Raw genomic sequence first — 14,030 nt, 5'->3', positions numbered from 1 at the left:
TTGAGTTTAGTCTTTTGGGTTCTATTTAAATACTTTTCGTTTTCTGTTAGGTTACTTTATGACAAGAATATCCTTATCTTCATATCCTCTGTAAGAAGAGACAACAACTTTCTCCCCAGGTTGCAATCCTTCCACAACTTCGTAGTATCGCTGGTTTTGTCTACCCAGCCTGATATCTCTTCTAACCGCCTCTGTTTCGTCCTCATTCACCACGAATATCCAGTTTCCACCTGTGGTCTGATAGAAGCTTCCTCTCGGGATTTGTACAGCCGTAATATTCTCACTTAGCTGCAATCTGATCTGAAGCGTCTGTCCTCTACGGATTCCATTTGGAATCGTATCGAAAGCCATATCTACTTCAAATAAGCCGTTATTGACCTCAGGATACACTTTTGTGATCTCAAGGTCGAAATCATCACCAGCAAAAGTGAATGTTCCGTTCAATCCCGCATATATCCTAGATATATAATGTTCGTCAATAGTTGCACGAACCTTAAATCCATTTAAATCATCTATCTGTCCGATGTTCTGTCCGGGAGCGATTGATTCCCCCACTTCCACATCAACAGTGGATAGTCTTCCATCAATCGGTGCTTTGATATAAAGGTTATTCAGATTTCGTTTGATCATCTCCAGATTTTCCCGGGTTCTCACTAGCGTAGCTTCTGCCTGACGTATCTGGGTTACTGATGCAAGTGAATCAAACTTATTAGACTCGATTTGGATACGTCGGTTGTCAACCAGTCTATCGTACTCCCTTTTCAGGTTTAAATACTCTTGCTCTGAGATAATGCTATCATCGAACAATTTTTTCCCGCGCTCATAGGCATCTTTGGCCGCATCAATTTGATAGTCAAGCTGATTTAGATTTCTTCTAAGTTCAAATTGATTCCTTTGAAGGTTAAGCTTGGTATTCTCTACATTATTTACAAGAATGAATGCTTGAGTTTCTTCTCTAACAAAGCTTTGAATGAGTGCATTATTGGCTAACTCGAGAATAGTATCACCCTTTTCAACTAGAATACCCCCGTCATAATGCTTTTTGGAAACCACGCCTCCTTCAATTGCATCCAGACGGATGGTTTTAATGGGTAACACATTTCCATCTACTGGGATAAATTCCTGAAAATCTCCCTCGATCACACTCGCAATATTGATTTTATTACGCTCAACATTGAGCCTGGTACCTCCACCAGACAGGAAAAAATTATATCCAATGAAAACTACGAGTAGTCCTGATGCACAATAAATCGCAATCTTCTTAGGCGTCCACTTTTTCTTTTTAATCTTTCTGTCCATTGACAATTTGGTCGTTTTAGGTTTCGATCAGCCACAGTGCCAATAAGAATGCCATTAATTGTAAATGACTATATAACAGGTACTTACATGCATTTTTACCAATATTCCAGCGATTTGGATGTACAAAATAGTACAGAAAAGTGTTCGTAATCGATCACTAATTTTAAAAAACGGGAAAATGTGGGCTGGAATTTCAGGGGAATTCTTGAGCGAAGGGCATAAAAAAAGGTTCAGGAGGACTAACACCTGAACCCAAAGGTCAAAAACTCAAAATAAAAAGGACTAATGACTTCAATATTAGTAAAAGTTCAATTGAAAAAAAAATGTTAAACCAATAAGAATTTCATTCGTTATGATAGCATTACTATTATATTTGATAGTGAAATACAAGTAGATGATAGCAAAACTTCAAATTCAATTAAATCCTGCCCTCTACCTGAGGGATCCACAGACTACTGAGCTGGGACAAAAGATTGTTAAGGAGAGCATCTTTCTCATCGATGAGATTGGTTTTGAATCTTTTACATTTAAGAAGCTATCTATCAGGATTAATTCTACTGAAGCATCCATTTATCGCTATTTTGAAAACAAACACCGATTATTGGTTTACCTGATTGCCTGGTACTGGAACTACATTGAATACAGGATTACATTCGAAACGCATAATATTTCCTCTCCTGAGAAAAAGCTACAAATAGCTATTCGCTTCATAACAAATAAACTCCAGGATGACGACAACTTCCCCGGAATTAGTGAGAGTGTACTTCAGCATATAGTCATCAGCGAGTCAGACAAAACATACCTTACCAAAAACGTGGATAAGATTAATAAAGAGGGCTTGTTTAAAGGTTATAAGTCTCTTTGCATGACAATCGCTTCATATATGAATGAAATCAATCCCAACTTTAAGTATCCCAGATCTCTAACAAGCACATGTTTGGAAGCAGCACATCAGCAGATATTTTTTGCTAAACACCTACCGAAGCTTTCAGAAATCAAAAATGATGAAGATATCTATGAAAGAAACTTCGAATTCCTTTCAACACTAATATTCAACACTCTGAAGAAATGAACAATCAGCAAATCATAAGATGTCTACAAGAATGTGCGACCAAGCTTGATATCGATCTAAATATATCAAAACTGGAAAGAGTAGATATCATTTCAAGATTCTACGAGGACGATGAATTGTCTGAGTTTCAAAGAGACCTGATAGAGGCAGGAAACGAAAGTGGTATTGTACTTTTTGAGAAATACATGAAGCGAGACACGCTATATGAGTTTATCTCAGATACGGCTTCACCTACCATTGTTTTTATTCAGCAAGATGGTTTTCATCCAGCATTTATCCGGAAGAGGAAAAAGGATATCATCCTTGAATTCATCACTCCAACAGGGCAATTGAAAGAGCTGAGAACACCCGATTTTCAGCAGATAAATTTCTCAACTAATGCAAACGGTGAAATTTTTACTTTGACCAGCTTTGCCTATCAAAGTTTCACTGCAGAGGGTGATGCTTCACTCCTCACTCCCGTCAAACGGTTATTTAACCTACTATCAGCTGATAGGAAAGATATTTTTTATGTGTATGTCTATGCTGCGCTAATCGGTTTAGTGAGTTTGACGCTTCCATTGGGAATTCAAGCAGCCGTAGAGCTAATCTCAGGTGGTGTGGTATTTAGCTCCGTCTACTTACTTATCACTTTGATAATTCTTGGTGTATTAGGTACCGGTGTGTTACAGGTGCTTCAAATCACTGTGGTGGAATACCTCCAACGGAGGGTGTTCACAAAGGCAGCTTTTGAATTTGCCTTTAGGGTCCCCCGAATCAAAATGGAATCGGTTCTAAACCTTCATATGCCAGAGCTAATGAACCGGTTTTTTGATGTTTTGACACTTCAAAAAGGATTACCTAAGCTTCTGATAGACCTTTCTACGGGCGTTATTCAAATCCTTTTTGGTTTACTTCTTCTTTCCTTCTATCACCCTTTCTTCATCATTTTCGGACTTGGGTTGTTAGGGCTGCTATTTCTCATCTTTTATCTAACAGGGCCTAAAGGTTTGAAAAGCTCCATTCAGGAGTCCAAATATAAATACAAGGTAGTCTACTGGCTGGAGGAGATGGCACGTACACTTTATTCATTCAAGTTGGCGGGAAACACCATTTTACCCCTAAAGAAAACAGACTACTATGTAAACAATTATTTGAAAAACAGAAGTGCACATTTTAAGGTGCTGATCTCTCAATATTCATTTATTCTTTTTTTCAAAGCAATTGTAACGGGAGGCCTGTTGATACTCGGAACCATATTAGTGGTACAAAGAGAGATCACCCTGGGTCAGTTTGTGGCTTCAGAAGTGATCATCATTTTGGTTTTAGGATCAGTAGAAAAGATCATCATGTATATGGATGTAGTCTATGACATGCTGACGGCTGTGGACAAAATCTCTCATGTGACCGATCTACCACTCGAAAGACCCGGAGGTATTGATATCCCTCACTCTCAAATGACTGAAGGGTTAAATGTGCAATTGGAAGATGTTTCATACACCTACCCGGGATCGAAGAAGCCTTCTCTACGCCACTTAAATGTAGAAATTCCAAAAGGAGGAACGCTCTGCGTAAGTGGCGGAAGTGGAGCAGGTAAAACAACACTCACTAACATTATTGCCGGTATTCACCAAAATTATGAGGGAATTCTCACTTACAATGACTTATCTCTCAAAGATCTGGATTCCACCTATATCAGAGATCGAATAGGAAAAAATGTATCGCAGGAAGATATTTTTGAAGGTTCTGTATTGGAAAACATTCTTGTAGGTAAGCCCACATCGGATGTTGATCATGCTATTGAAGCAATAAAAGAGGTGGGACTAATGAAAGAAATAAATGCGCTGGAAGATGGACTACACACCGAAATGCTCAGTGCCGGAAAAGGTTTTTCGTCCTCCTTTGTTAACAAGTTGATACTCGCTAGATGCCTGGCAAAGCGACCTGCCATGCTGATCCTCAATGACTTTTTCAGCAATTTCACTAAAGCAGAGCGGCTGAAGTTAATTGAAATGCTGACCAGAGAAGAAAAAAAGTGGACGTTGATTGTGGTCTCCAATGACCCACTGGTTATGGCCGCTTGTGATCGGGTTTTATACCTCGAAAATGGTGAAATGAAAGCACTTGAAGCTTTTGACGAATTGATCAAAAAAGAAGAAATCATTAAAGAGATCTACTAATGGACCACCTGGACAAACTTTCCGAAACCCACCTGTACTCGCTCAGGACATTAAAAACGCCTGGTGTCGGACGAACGGTGGCCAAGGTACTGATCGTATTAACAGCAGTGCTAATTATTGTATTGTTTTTGCCATGGCAGCAGAATATAAGAGGGAAAGGAACTTTAACGGCCCTAAGCCCTAAGAACAGACCCCAGCTGGTGCAGTCTGCCATTGCTGGAAGAATAACCAACTGGCACATCATTGAAGGTGATTTTGTAAGGAGAGGAGATACACTTTTGAGTATTACTGAGATCAAAGACAAATTTTTTGACCCAGATCTAATCATGCGGATAGAAGAACAACTAGACGCAAAGCGTAACTCCAGAGATGCGAAGACAAACAAGGTCAGGGCTTTAAGAAACCAAATCAGTGCCCTGGAAAATGCTTTGGTTGCAAAAACGAGTCAGGCCAAAAATAAACTACAGCAAGCCAAGCTTAAGCTGCAGGCAGATAGTTTGGAGTTTGTTGCTGAGCAGGTGAACTATGAAAATGCCACTAGTATTTTCGAGCGTAATAAGAATCGATATGATGCCGGAAACATTACCTTAACCAAGTTTCAGGAAATAGAATCTAAGTTTCAGATGAGTGCTGCTAAGGTTTTGAAAGCCGAAAATGAGTGGCTGCAGCGAAAAGCAGACCTGGCCAATGCTATACTTGAGCTAACCTCAATAGAAGCGGATTACACAGATAAAATCAGTAAGGCTCAATCAAATCTTAATGAAACAATTTCCGGACTCAATGAAACCATGGCTGAGATCTCAAAAATGGAAAATGAGCTTTCCAATGTACGCATCAGGCAGCAGCAATACCAGATCATTGCTCCACAAAGCGGATATGTGGTAAAAGCCATCAAGGTAGGTATTGGCGAGACCATTAAAGAAGGTGATGCAGTAGCAACGATCCTTCCAGAGTCAGAAGATAAAGCTGTTGAGATGTATGTGAAGGCAATGGACATTCCATTGATCGAAGAAGGAAAAAAAGTGAGGGTGCAGTTCGATGGATGGCCCGCATTGCAATTTTCTGGATGGCCAAATGTTTCAGTGGGAACCTTCGGAGGTTTAGTAGCCATAATTGATCGTGTGCAGAGTAAAAACGGCATGTTTAGAATACTGGTAAAGCCAGACCCTGAAGACGAGCCATGGCCTGAACAACTGCGGCTAGGATCAGGCATAAAAGGGTGGGTGATGCTAAACAATGTACCTATCTGGTATGAAATCTGGCGTCAGATGAATGGTTTCCCGCCTATGATCTATGAAGATGGGGAAGTACCTGAAAACGCTGAAAAGAAATGAAAAGGCTTTCGATCATTTTCATATTACTTACCAATGTATCATTTGGTCAGGATTCACTAAAGGTATCTGACACCACCTACCTTTCGTTGGAAGATATGATAAAAATGACCTTATCCTATCACCCGGTGGTAAAACAAGCCAACTTACTTGAAGAAACAGCCGAAGCTGTGCTGCGAGAGGCGCGTGGAAATATGGATCCCAAGCTTGAAGCCGATTACAACCTGAAAGAGTTTAAAGAGAAAGAATATTATAACCTTTTAAACACCTCTTTTAAAATCCCAACATGGATAGGCGTGGATCCTAAAGTCGAGTTCAATAGAAATAGTGGGGAATTTTTGAATCCGGAAAATTTCATTTCACCTGAAACTGACTTTGAACAAATTGCTATAGGTGTCTCGGTACCCATAGGTAAAGGGCTGTTCTTTGACGAGCGCAGAAATGCCATTCGAAAAGCAGATGCATTTTCTCAAATAGCAGAAGCAGAGCAAACCAAGGAGGTTAATAAGATTCTTTTCATGATCATCAAGGATTACTGGAACTGGTATATGACCAGCAAAAAGCAAGAACTGATGCGTCAGGCCATCGACCTGGCTCAAAATCTATTTGATCGAACACTTATTGATTATGAGTTTGGTGAAGCAGCTGTTGTTGACACCCTGCAAGCTAAAATCAACTTTCAAAAACGAACCGTTGATTATCGTAAGGCTACTCTGGAATATGAGCTTGCGAAGTTGAATCTGGCAAAACACCTTTGGTCCGAAAATTTGGTGCCTCTCGAACTGCAACCAAACGTTCTGCCTGACTCCTCGTCACTTTTTATTACTCCTCAGGACACTGAAGTGAAAGAGGCCATATCGTTCGCGATGACAAGCAATCCGGAAATAGCCAAACTAGAAGGTAAAAGAAACCAACTAGATGCCGATATGCGATGGGCCAAAGAAAGCCTCAAACCACAAATTGACCTCTCCTACTCATTCATTGATGCTCCGATCAATCCTGAGTTTGATACCAAGTCTCCTGAAATAGGTGATAATTATAAAATGGGTATCGATTTTTCATTCCCGATTCTGCTGAGGAAAGAGCGAGGAAAAATTCAGCAAACGCAATTAAAGCTTCAAAGCAACGAGTTTCAATTAGCCCAAAGCCAGGTTGAACTCAAAAATGAAGTATTGGGAGCCTACGCTCAAAGCGTAGCGTTCCAGGATTTGTTAGTCCAGTATCAAGGAGTTTCCAACAATTATCGCAGACTTCTGGATGCCGAAATCATCAACCTTCAAAACGGGGAAACCGACCTTTTCAAACTGAACATCCAGCAGGATAAATACATAGAAGCACAAACCGATTATTTCGAAGCTTTTACTAAATGGGAAAAAAGCAAAGCTGAATTTTACCACGTCGTAGGCTTTCCAATGCTCGGCCTTTCCAATATGTTCGGTTTTGTGACAAATACTCAATAATTATGTTCGTTTTCGAACAGTTATTAACTAGCTTTAGTCCAAATTAAAGCCAGGTTAACTCTTTTTGTTCCTTGGCACAGTTGTAGCAATTCTTATTACATAACCTGATAAAATAGTGGAAGAAGAAATAAATAAAATACTCATAATCGACGATGATGAAGATGTGCTTTTGGCAGCTAAAATGTTGCTGAAGAAACACATTAAGGAAGTAGTGATCGAAAAAGATCCTCGCAAAATCCCTTTTCTTCTCAACAACGATAGCTTTGATGTAATCCTGCTCGATATGAATTTCAGTCAGGATACGACCAGTGGAAAAGAAGGATTTTATTGGCTGGAGCAAATCTTAGAGAAAGATCCGGAAGCAGTAGTAATTCTTATTACGGCATTTGGAGACGTAGAGATGGCTGTGAGGGCCTTAAAAGCTGGTGCAACGGATTTCGTTCTTAAACCATGGCAAAACGAGAAGCTTCTTGCTACCCTGTCAAGTGCAGCCAAATTAAAACATAGCAGGAAAGAGGTATCTAAGCTTAAACAAACAAGCAAGACACTTCAGGCCGACAGCAGCAAAGCTTTTAAAGACATCATCGGAGAAAGTGATGCCATCAAAAAGGTATTTAAGCTTATAGATAAAGTAGCTGCAACCGACGCTAACGTGCTTATCCTCGGTGAGAATGGTACAGGCAAGGAAATGATCGCACGTGCCATCCATGAAAAATCTCAACGAAAAGACATGCCATTCATTGGTGTGGATATGGGTGCCATTACTGAGTCTTTATTTGAAAGCGAGCTTTTTGGGCATAAAAAGGGTTCTTTCACTGACGCCAAAGAGGATCGGGCTGGTCGTTTTGAGGTAGCGTCTGGAGGCACACTGTTTTTGGATGAAATTGGGAATTTGAGCCAGCCTTTACAATCAAAATTGCTCACGGCCATTCAAAACCGAAAAGTTACCCGAATCGGTAGCAATCAGGAGATCCCTGTTGATATACGGCTGATCAGCGCTACGAATATGCCTGTTTACGAAATGGTAAATGAAAATACGTTCAGGCAGGATTTGTTGTATAGAATCAATACAGTGGAAATCAACCTACCTCCATTAAGAGAACGCATGGAGGATATGGAAATGCTTGCCAATCATTTCGTGAAAATGTACGCCGGCAAATACCGAAAAACCATTGATGGGGTGGCTTCTTCTACCGTTAACAAACTTCAGAAATATCCCTGGCCAGGAAATATACGTGAACTACAGCACGCAATTGAGCGGGCAATTATTATGAGTGACAACTCGCAACTCATGCCCGAAGATTTTTTCTTTCTTTCTCAAAAGCCAGACAGCAACCTTTCGCTGGAACCTGACTCTTATAACCTGGAAGACATGGAAAAAATGACCATTCAAAAAGTGGTGAATAAGTATGAGGGTAATATCTCAAAGGCGGCAAAAGAGCTAGGACTAACACGTGCTTCATTGTACCGAAGACTAGAAAAGCATGGTTTATAAGTCATTTAGATTTCAGTTGATCACCAGGTTGCTTTTGCTCCTGTTTACCATGTTTTTATTTACGCATCTGTATTATTCAGAGTCGTATTTCTTCACAAAGTTTCTGGTTTTCTGCCTGGGCGCTTTCCAGGCCTATTATCTATATCATTTTCTGGAAAAGTCAAATCGTGAGATTACTCATTTTCTGGAAAGTATTCATTACGATGATTTTACAAATACCTACCCAGAGCGAAAAACCGGCTCCAGCAGAGATTCGCTTTACCATGAGTTTAATGAGATTCTCCGGAAGTTTAGAGAAATACGGGCTGACAAGGAAGCCCAACACCAGTATCTAAGGACTATTGTTCAGCACATTGGTATAGGCATCATCACATTCGATGCTGATGGTGAAGTACAGATCATGAATAATGCTGCCAAAAAATTACTGGGGCTTAAGATGATTAAAAACATCAAGCAAATTGGTCGAGATCATCAGGAATTGGAAACCACAATCAGAGAGTTGCGAACTGGCGGTAGGGACATGGTGAAAATCACTAAAAATGAAGATGAGGTACAACTGGCAGTTTACGCCATTGAGCTATCACTAAGGGGAAAAGCTTTTAAACTAATCTCCATTCAAAACATTCAGTCGGAATTGGAAGAAAAGGAAATGGAGGCCTGGCAGAATCTGATTCGGGTACTAACGCACGAGATTATGAACTCTGTAACACCCATTTCATCCTTAGCCGCAACCGTGGAGGCTGATCTTGATGATTTTCTTAAGAATGGTTCGGATGTCAATCAAATCAAGGACGACACTATTGAAGACTTCTACTTGTCTGTAAAAACCATCCACAACCGAAGCGAAAGTCTCATAAAGTTTGTCTCTGATTTTAGAAATATGACGCGCATCAAGCATCCAAATCTGGAGTGTCATGAAGTGGAGAATATGATCAAGCACATTCTGGTATTACTGAAGCCGGATATCGAAGCATCAAATATCAAGGTGAATTGCTCTGTCAAACCCGGCCTAACCGTCAACATCGATCGAGAGCAAATTGAACAGGTAGTCATCAATGTGGTCAAAAATGCAATCCAGGCTCTGGCTGCAACAGAAAAAGAAAACAAATCACTCACCATCACTGCCATGCCAAGCGAAGGAGGTGGAGCATTTATTTCTGTGGCTGACAATGGTACCGGTATTGAAGAAGAGGCCTTAAAGAAAATTTTCATCCCTTTCTTTACCACTAAGAAAAATGGGTCTGGCATAGGCTTGAGTTTGTCTAAACAAATTATGAGAAAGCACGGAGGTAACATAACCGCAAAGTCCCAAATCGGTGAAGGCACTGAGTTTCTACTTAAGTTTGCGAGCTAAATAGCTTGGCATCAATTGAAATACATTTTTATCGTTCAGGGAGAAGGCAGAGGCCATATGACACAGGCTCTTTCGCTTTATGATATTCTAACTTCGAATGGCCATGAAGTATCTCATGTAATCGTAGGAAAAAGCAAGCGAAGAATAATTCCAGATTTTTTTCTAGATAAAATTCAATGCCCGGTCACACAGCTAGAGAGTCCCAACTTTGTGACTGATAATAACGATCGCTCTGTCAATGTTTTTAAAACACTAACCTTCAACGTAAGGAAGTATCGCACCTTTCTTAATAGTGTCAATCAAATTGACAAAATCGTCAAAGCAGATCAGCCCGACGCTATTATCAACTTTTACGACTTTCTCGGAGGATTGTATTTTTTGTTGAAGCGCCCACGAATCGAACACATTGCACTTGCCCATCAGTTTTTACTTAATCATTCTGAGTTTGAATTTCCTAAAGGCCGTTTTTATGATAAAAGCTCGCTGCTCTATGGAAACAGGCTGGCTGGGTATGGCGCGAAGAAAATTCTTGGGCTCTCTTTTCAATCGATGCGAGACGAGCCCCGAAAAAGACTATTTGTTACCCCTCCCCTTCTGAGAGACGAAATCAAGAAACATAGACCCAGAGAAGGTGATCATTTCCTGGTGTATATGGTCAATCATGGATACTCCAATGAAGTCAGAGATTTCCACAAAAAACACCCTGAGATACCAATCCATTGTTTCTGGGACAAAAAAGATGAGCCCAATGAGCTGAAAGTAGATAATAACCTTACTTTTCATCAACTTGATGATAAAAAATTTATCAACTTCATGGCGTCATGTCGTGGATATCTGACCACTGCTGGTTTTGAATCGGTCTGCGAGGCAATGTATTTTGGCAAGCCAATTTTGATGGTTCCAGTAGAAGGTCACTATGAGCAAGCGTGTAATGCCCTGGATGCTACAAAAGCAGGCGCAGGAGTATCGAGTAAAAATTTTGACTTAGAAATTTTGTTGGATTATCTTCCAAATCACGTAGATGTGGGAGATGATTTCAGGAGATGGTGTCACTCCACATCAGAGGCTTTTTTAAGTTTACTGACCCTCTAAAATGGATTCAAGAGATCATGGCGATTATTAGTAAGAAAAAGGAAATCTTCCCTATCAGCAAGGCGCTCAGATCATACATCAATAAGTACGATCGCGAAATAGATTTACCAATCTACTATGGAGATCTGATTCGCTATGATAATTCCATCCCACTCTATGACAAGGCAGGTAATGATACGCTCTGGGAGACTGTTTTTTTCCCTCAAGGAGATATGCAGCATATAAATGCCTCACTGAAGAAAGTATATGCCATCATGAAAGCTGATGGAGACCTATCTGTCATGGATCACCTGATCATAGACCGTGTGGACCTGTGTGCTTATGGAAACACACAGCCGTTTCGAATACGAGTGGTAAATCAAATAAACGACAATTTTGATTATTTCTATATCAAAAGAGCCGATGCTTCCCGTATTTACGGCCTTGAGTTGGAGCACTTACTTTCCCCTAATAAAATTAGCTATGTGGTTAATAAAGAAACACTGATCGAAGAACATATTGTTGGCGTGCCAGCTGAGCTCTTTATTAAAAAATACCTTAAGAGTAGCACCCTAAACGAAATAAGACTTGCCAAAGAATTTGTAAAATTCAACGAGCGTTGTTTCGTACGCCTGCTTGGCGATATGCACAGCAGCAACTTTGTAATCGACATAACTCCTGATTTTGAAGACGTGGAGTACCGACTCAGGGCGATTGATTTTGATCAGCAATCGTACGAAGGCCGACGGGCTATCTATTTGCCTCAATATTATACACAGAACAATCCCATTATTAAGATTGGACTAAAACATATGACCCCTGAAACAGTGAGGCAGTATCAACGGGAAGAAAGATCAAACATTGCCAATCGACTAAAAGTGGAGCATAAACGAGTTGCAGACCTTCTTTCAGCGATGAAAAAGGATAAACTCTCCAAACCCGATAATATTAAAAGGTTGAGAAAAGAACTAGCTGATTTCTATGAAGATCAGGATTTTCTGGAATGTGAAAATATGGGTGAATTAGTAGAAATGAGTCTTGAGATGCTTACAAGGAAGCCGAATTTGTATAAGGACTATTAATATAGCCCCTAAACCTTAAAAGGGCGCCTTTAAAGTAAGGTCATTAGTGGTGGGTGGGTCCCTTTAGGGAATCAAAGGGTGAATAAGAATGCGTAATTTCTCCACAACTTCACCTGCGCTACCCCTAACCCCTGAAGGGGCACCTAACCACCTTTGATGTATCAGTTATGCGATGATTCCTTTAGAGATGCAAGGATGTGAGTTGGCACTTACTCTACTGATTTCTTAATGCTTTCAAGCACAGATTTCAAATCATCAAATACCTCTCGATTTTTGAATCTGAGAACTTTTAACCCGAGGCTTTCAAGTTCATGCTGTCTTCCTGCGTCATATTCTTTTTGATCAACCTGATCATGGATTTCTCCATCTAGTTCAATCACAAGTTTTTTACTATGACAATAAAAATCCACTATAAACTCAGATATCGGATGCTGTCTACGAAATTTCAATCCAGATAATTGCTTCTTAGACAAGTGAGCCCAAAGTAGCTTCTCAGCCTCAGTTTCATTTTCTCTTAACTCAACAGCTTTCCTGAATATTTCTGCTCTTGCTCCATAAAACATTGCTCGGTTGTCAGCACCCATATGAGATAAAATTAAGGATGCGTTACTATTTCTCCAACGCTACCCCTAACCCCTGAAGGGGCACCTTACCACCTTGTGTCAGCTATTGCGATGATCCCTTTAGGGATGCAAGGGTGTGCGGAGGAAAAGAATATATTACCCTAATTCAAAAACACCCCATCCCCAGGCCGCACTTCCACATGTTCCTTGATGGTGGTTGAAAGCTCATAACCCTTGTAATTAGCATATATCGGGAATCTTCCATGAGTCCGTAGAATCAATACAGCAGTTTCCACCTTTTTCACATGGAGTGTAAGCAGCTTGGTTAAACTATATGCCAATGTGCGTCCACTGTTTAAGACATCATCACATAAGATTACGGTTTTGTCCTTTAAATCAGAGACATCCCCATCTATAAGGATGTCTTTATTCAACGGATTTTCCTTATCCAGCGAAATGGTATGACAAATAGATTTTTTACCAGATATCTCAGCGAGTGTATTATTGATCTGCTCGGCAAGTTTTCTACCCCCGGAATCTACCCCTACCAGCACAACATCCTCACCCATGTTGTTTTCATATATCTGATAGGCAATTCTTCGGATGATTTGATCAACCTTGGGCTGAGATAAAATTTGATTGCTACTCATTTTCAGGCACAGGCATTACTTTGCTGTCCTTGAAAGTAGAGAGTATTATCATGGATTGCAAGCCATCCACCACTTCAATTTCTGACACCTTTTCCAGCATCAGTTTCTGGTAAGATTGGATGTCACTCGAAATGATTTTTAAAATAAAATCACCTGAACCAGTAATGTGATGACATTCGATCACTTCAGGGATGCTATTAATCTCATTGATAAAAGCATCAATATTTTTTTTGTTGTGGCCCTTCAGCGAAACCTGCACAAATGTGTGAACACCCAATCCAACTTTATCGGTATCCAACTTCGCATGGTAGCTTTTGATAATTCCAGAGGTCTCCAGTTTTTTCACTCGCTCGAGAGTAGGAGCTGGTGACAGACCAATATCTTTTGAAAGTTGGGCGTTGGTGATTTTGGCGTTTGATTGCAAGATGTCAAGAATCTTGCGGTCGATTTTGTCGAGTTTAATGCGCGATGATTGTATTTTCATGTGTGTCTTT

Annotated in this window: 12 protein-coding genes; 8 read left to right on the top strand and 4 right to left on the bottom strand. The window is 40.2% G+C overall.

From position 1 onward, the window contains the following. Nucleotides 1-51: 51 nt before the first annotated feature. Nucleotides 52-1,299: an efflux RND transporter periplasmic adaptor subunit gene (locus ACP14Y_RS12845; RefSeq protein WP_349564750.1), complete on the bottom strand. Its 1,248-nt coding sequence runs from the start codon at nt 1,297-1,299 to the stop codon at nt 52-54. Between the two features lie 394 nt (nt 1,300-1,693). Between ACP14Y_RS12845 and ACP14Y_RS12840 the strand changes: the two genes are divergently transcribed. The 8 genes from ACP14Y_RS12840 (at nt 1,694) to ACP14Y_RS12805 (ending at nt 12,323) form a co-directional block, all read left to right on the top strand. Continuing rightward, nucleotides 1,694-2,371 (top strand): TetR/AcrR family transcriptional regulator, encoded by a 678-nt coding sequence (locus tag ACP14Y_RS12840; protein WP_424963362.1) that lies wholly within the window; start codon nt 1,694-1,696, stop codon nt 2,369-2,371. Then, a complete protein-coding gene (locus ACP14Y_RS12835; protein ID WP_424963361.1) occupies nt 2,368-4,530 on the top strand; it encodes a peptidase domain-containing ABC transporter in 2,163 nt (720 codons plus the stop codon). The genes ACP14Y_RS12840 and ACP14Y_RS12835 overlap by 4 nt, the downstream gene beginning before the upstream one ends. Next, a complete protein-coding gene (locus ACP14Y_RS12830) occupies nt 4,530-5,864 on the top strand; it encodes an HlyD family secretion protein (protein ID WP_424963360.1) in 1,335 nt (444 codons plus the stop codon). The genes ACP14Y_RS12835 and ACP14Y_RS12830 overlap by 1 nt, the downstream gene beginning before the upstream one ends. Next, complete coding sequence (locus ACP14Y_RS12825; RefSeq protein ID WP_424963359.1) at nt 5,861-7,321, top strand: TolC family protein; 1,461 nt, start codon at nt 5,861-5,863, stop codon at nt 7,319-7,321. The genes ACP14Y_RS12830 and ACP14Y_RS12825 overlap by 4 nt, the downstream gene beginning before the upstream one ends. 112 nt (nt 7,322-7,433) lie before the next feature. Then, entirely contained in the window at nt 7,434-8,816 is a 1,383-nt protein-coding gene (locus ACP14Y_RS12820; protein ID WP_424964437.1) for a sigma-54-dependent transcriptional regulator, read from the top strand. Then, nucleotides 8,806-10,170: a sensor histidine kinase gene (locus ACP14Y_RS12815; protein ID WP_424963358.1), complete on the top strand. Its 1,365-nt coding sequence runs from the start codon at nt 8,806-8,808 to the stop codon at nt 10,168-10,170. Before ACP14Y_RS12820 ends, ACP14Y_RS12815 begins: the two co-directional genes overlap by 11 nt. A gap of 15 nt (nt 10,171-10,185) precedes the next feature. Further along, complete coding sequence (locus ACP14Y_RS12810; RefSeq protein ID WP_424963357.1) at nt 10,186-11,262, top strand: glycosyltransferase family protein; 1,077 nt, start codon at nt 10,186-10,188, stop codon at nt 11,260-11,262. A 17-nt stretch (nt 11,263-11,279) separates the two neighbouring features. After that, nucleotides 11,280-12,323, top strand: a complete 1,044-nt coding sequence (locus tag ACP14Y_RS12805) for a hypothetical protein (protein ID WP_424963356.1) — start codon at nt 11,280-11,282, stop codon at nt 12,321-12,323. A gap of 209 nt (nt 12,324-12,532) precedes the next feature. Here the strand turns inward: ACP14Y_RS12805 and ACP14Y_RS12800 are convergent, their stop codons facing one another. From ACP14Y_RS12800 to ACP14Y_RS12790, 3 genes are all read right to left on the bottom strand, one after another. After that, on the bottom strand, nt 12,533-12,907 hold the full coding sequence (locus ACP14Y_RS12800) for an endonuclease domain-containing protein (RefSeq protein ID WP_424963355.1): 375 nt from the start codon (nt 12,905-12,907) through the stop codon (nt 12,533-12,535). A gap of 140 nt (nt 12,908-13,047) precedes the next feature. After that, nucleotides 13,048-13,536, bottom strand: a complete 489-nt coding sequence (locus ACP14Y_RS12795) for a phosphoribosyltransferase family protein (protein ID WP_424963354.1) — start codon at nt 13,534-13,536, stop codon at nt 13,048-13,050. After that, complete coding sequence (locus ACP14Y_RS12790) at nt 13,529-14,020, bottom strand: Lrp/AsnC family transcriptional regulator (protein WP_348283916.1); 492 nt, start codon at nt 14,018-14,020, stop codon at nt 13,529-13,531. Before ACP14Y_RS12790 ends, ACP14Y_RS12795 begins: the two co-directional genes overlap by 8 nt. Nucleotides 14,021-14,030 lie beyond the last annotated feature (10 nt).

This window comes from Ekhidna sp., assembly GCF_965247405.1.
GTDB lineage: Bacteria > Bacteroidota > Bacteroidia > Cytophagales > Cyclobacteriaceae > Ekhidna.
This window is presented reverse-complemented; position numbering and strand designations above follow the sequence as displayed.

Coding starts and splice junctions, on each gene's coding strand:
- ACP14Y_RS12845 (WP_349564750.1), bottom strand. CDS start 1,299: ATGGACAGAAAGATTAAAAAGAAAAAGTGGACGCCTAAGAAGATTGCG.
- ACP14Y_RS12840 (WP_424963362.1), top strand. CDS start 1,694: ATGATAGCAAAACTTCAAATTCAATTAAATCCTGCCCTCTACCTGAGG.
- ACP14Y_RS12835 (WP_424963361.1), top strand. CDS start 2,368: ATGAACAATCAGCAAATCATAAGATGTCTACAAGAATGTGCGACCAAG.
- ACP14Y_RS12830 (WP_424963360.1), top strand. CDS start 4,530: ATGGACCACCTGGACAAACTTTCCGAAACCCACCTGTACTCGCTCAGG.
- ACP14Y_RS12825 (WP_424963359.1), top strand. CDS start 5,861: ATGAAAAGGCTTTCGATCATTTTCATATTACTTACCAATGTATCATTT.
- ACP14Y_RS12815 (WP_424963358.1), top strand. CDS start 8,806: ATGGTTTATAAGTCATTTAGATTTCAGTTGATCACCAGGTTGCTTTTG.
- ACP14Y_RS12805 (WP_424963356.1), top strand. CDS start 11,280: ATGGCGATTATTAGTAAGAAAAAGGAAATCTTCCCTATCAGCAAGGCG.
- ACP14Y_RS12800 (WP_424963355.1), bottom strand. CDS start 12,907: ATGGGTGCTGACAACCGAGCAATGTTTTATGGAGCAAGAGCAGAAATA.
- ACP14Y_RS12795 (WP_424963354.1), bottom strand. CDS start 13,536: ATGAGTAGCAATCAAATTTTATCTCAGCCCAAGGTTGATCAAATCATC.
- ACP14Y_RS12790 (WP_348283916.1), bottom strand. CDS start 14,020: ATGAAAATACAATCATCGCGCATTAAACTCGACAAAATCGACCGCAAG.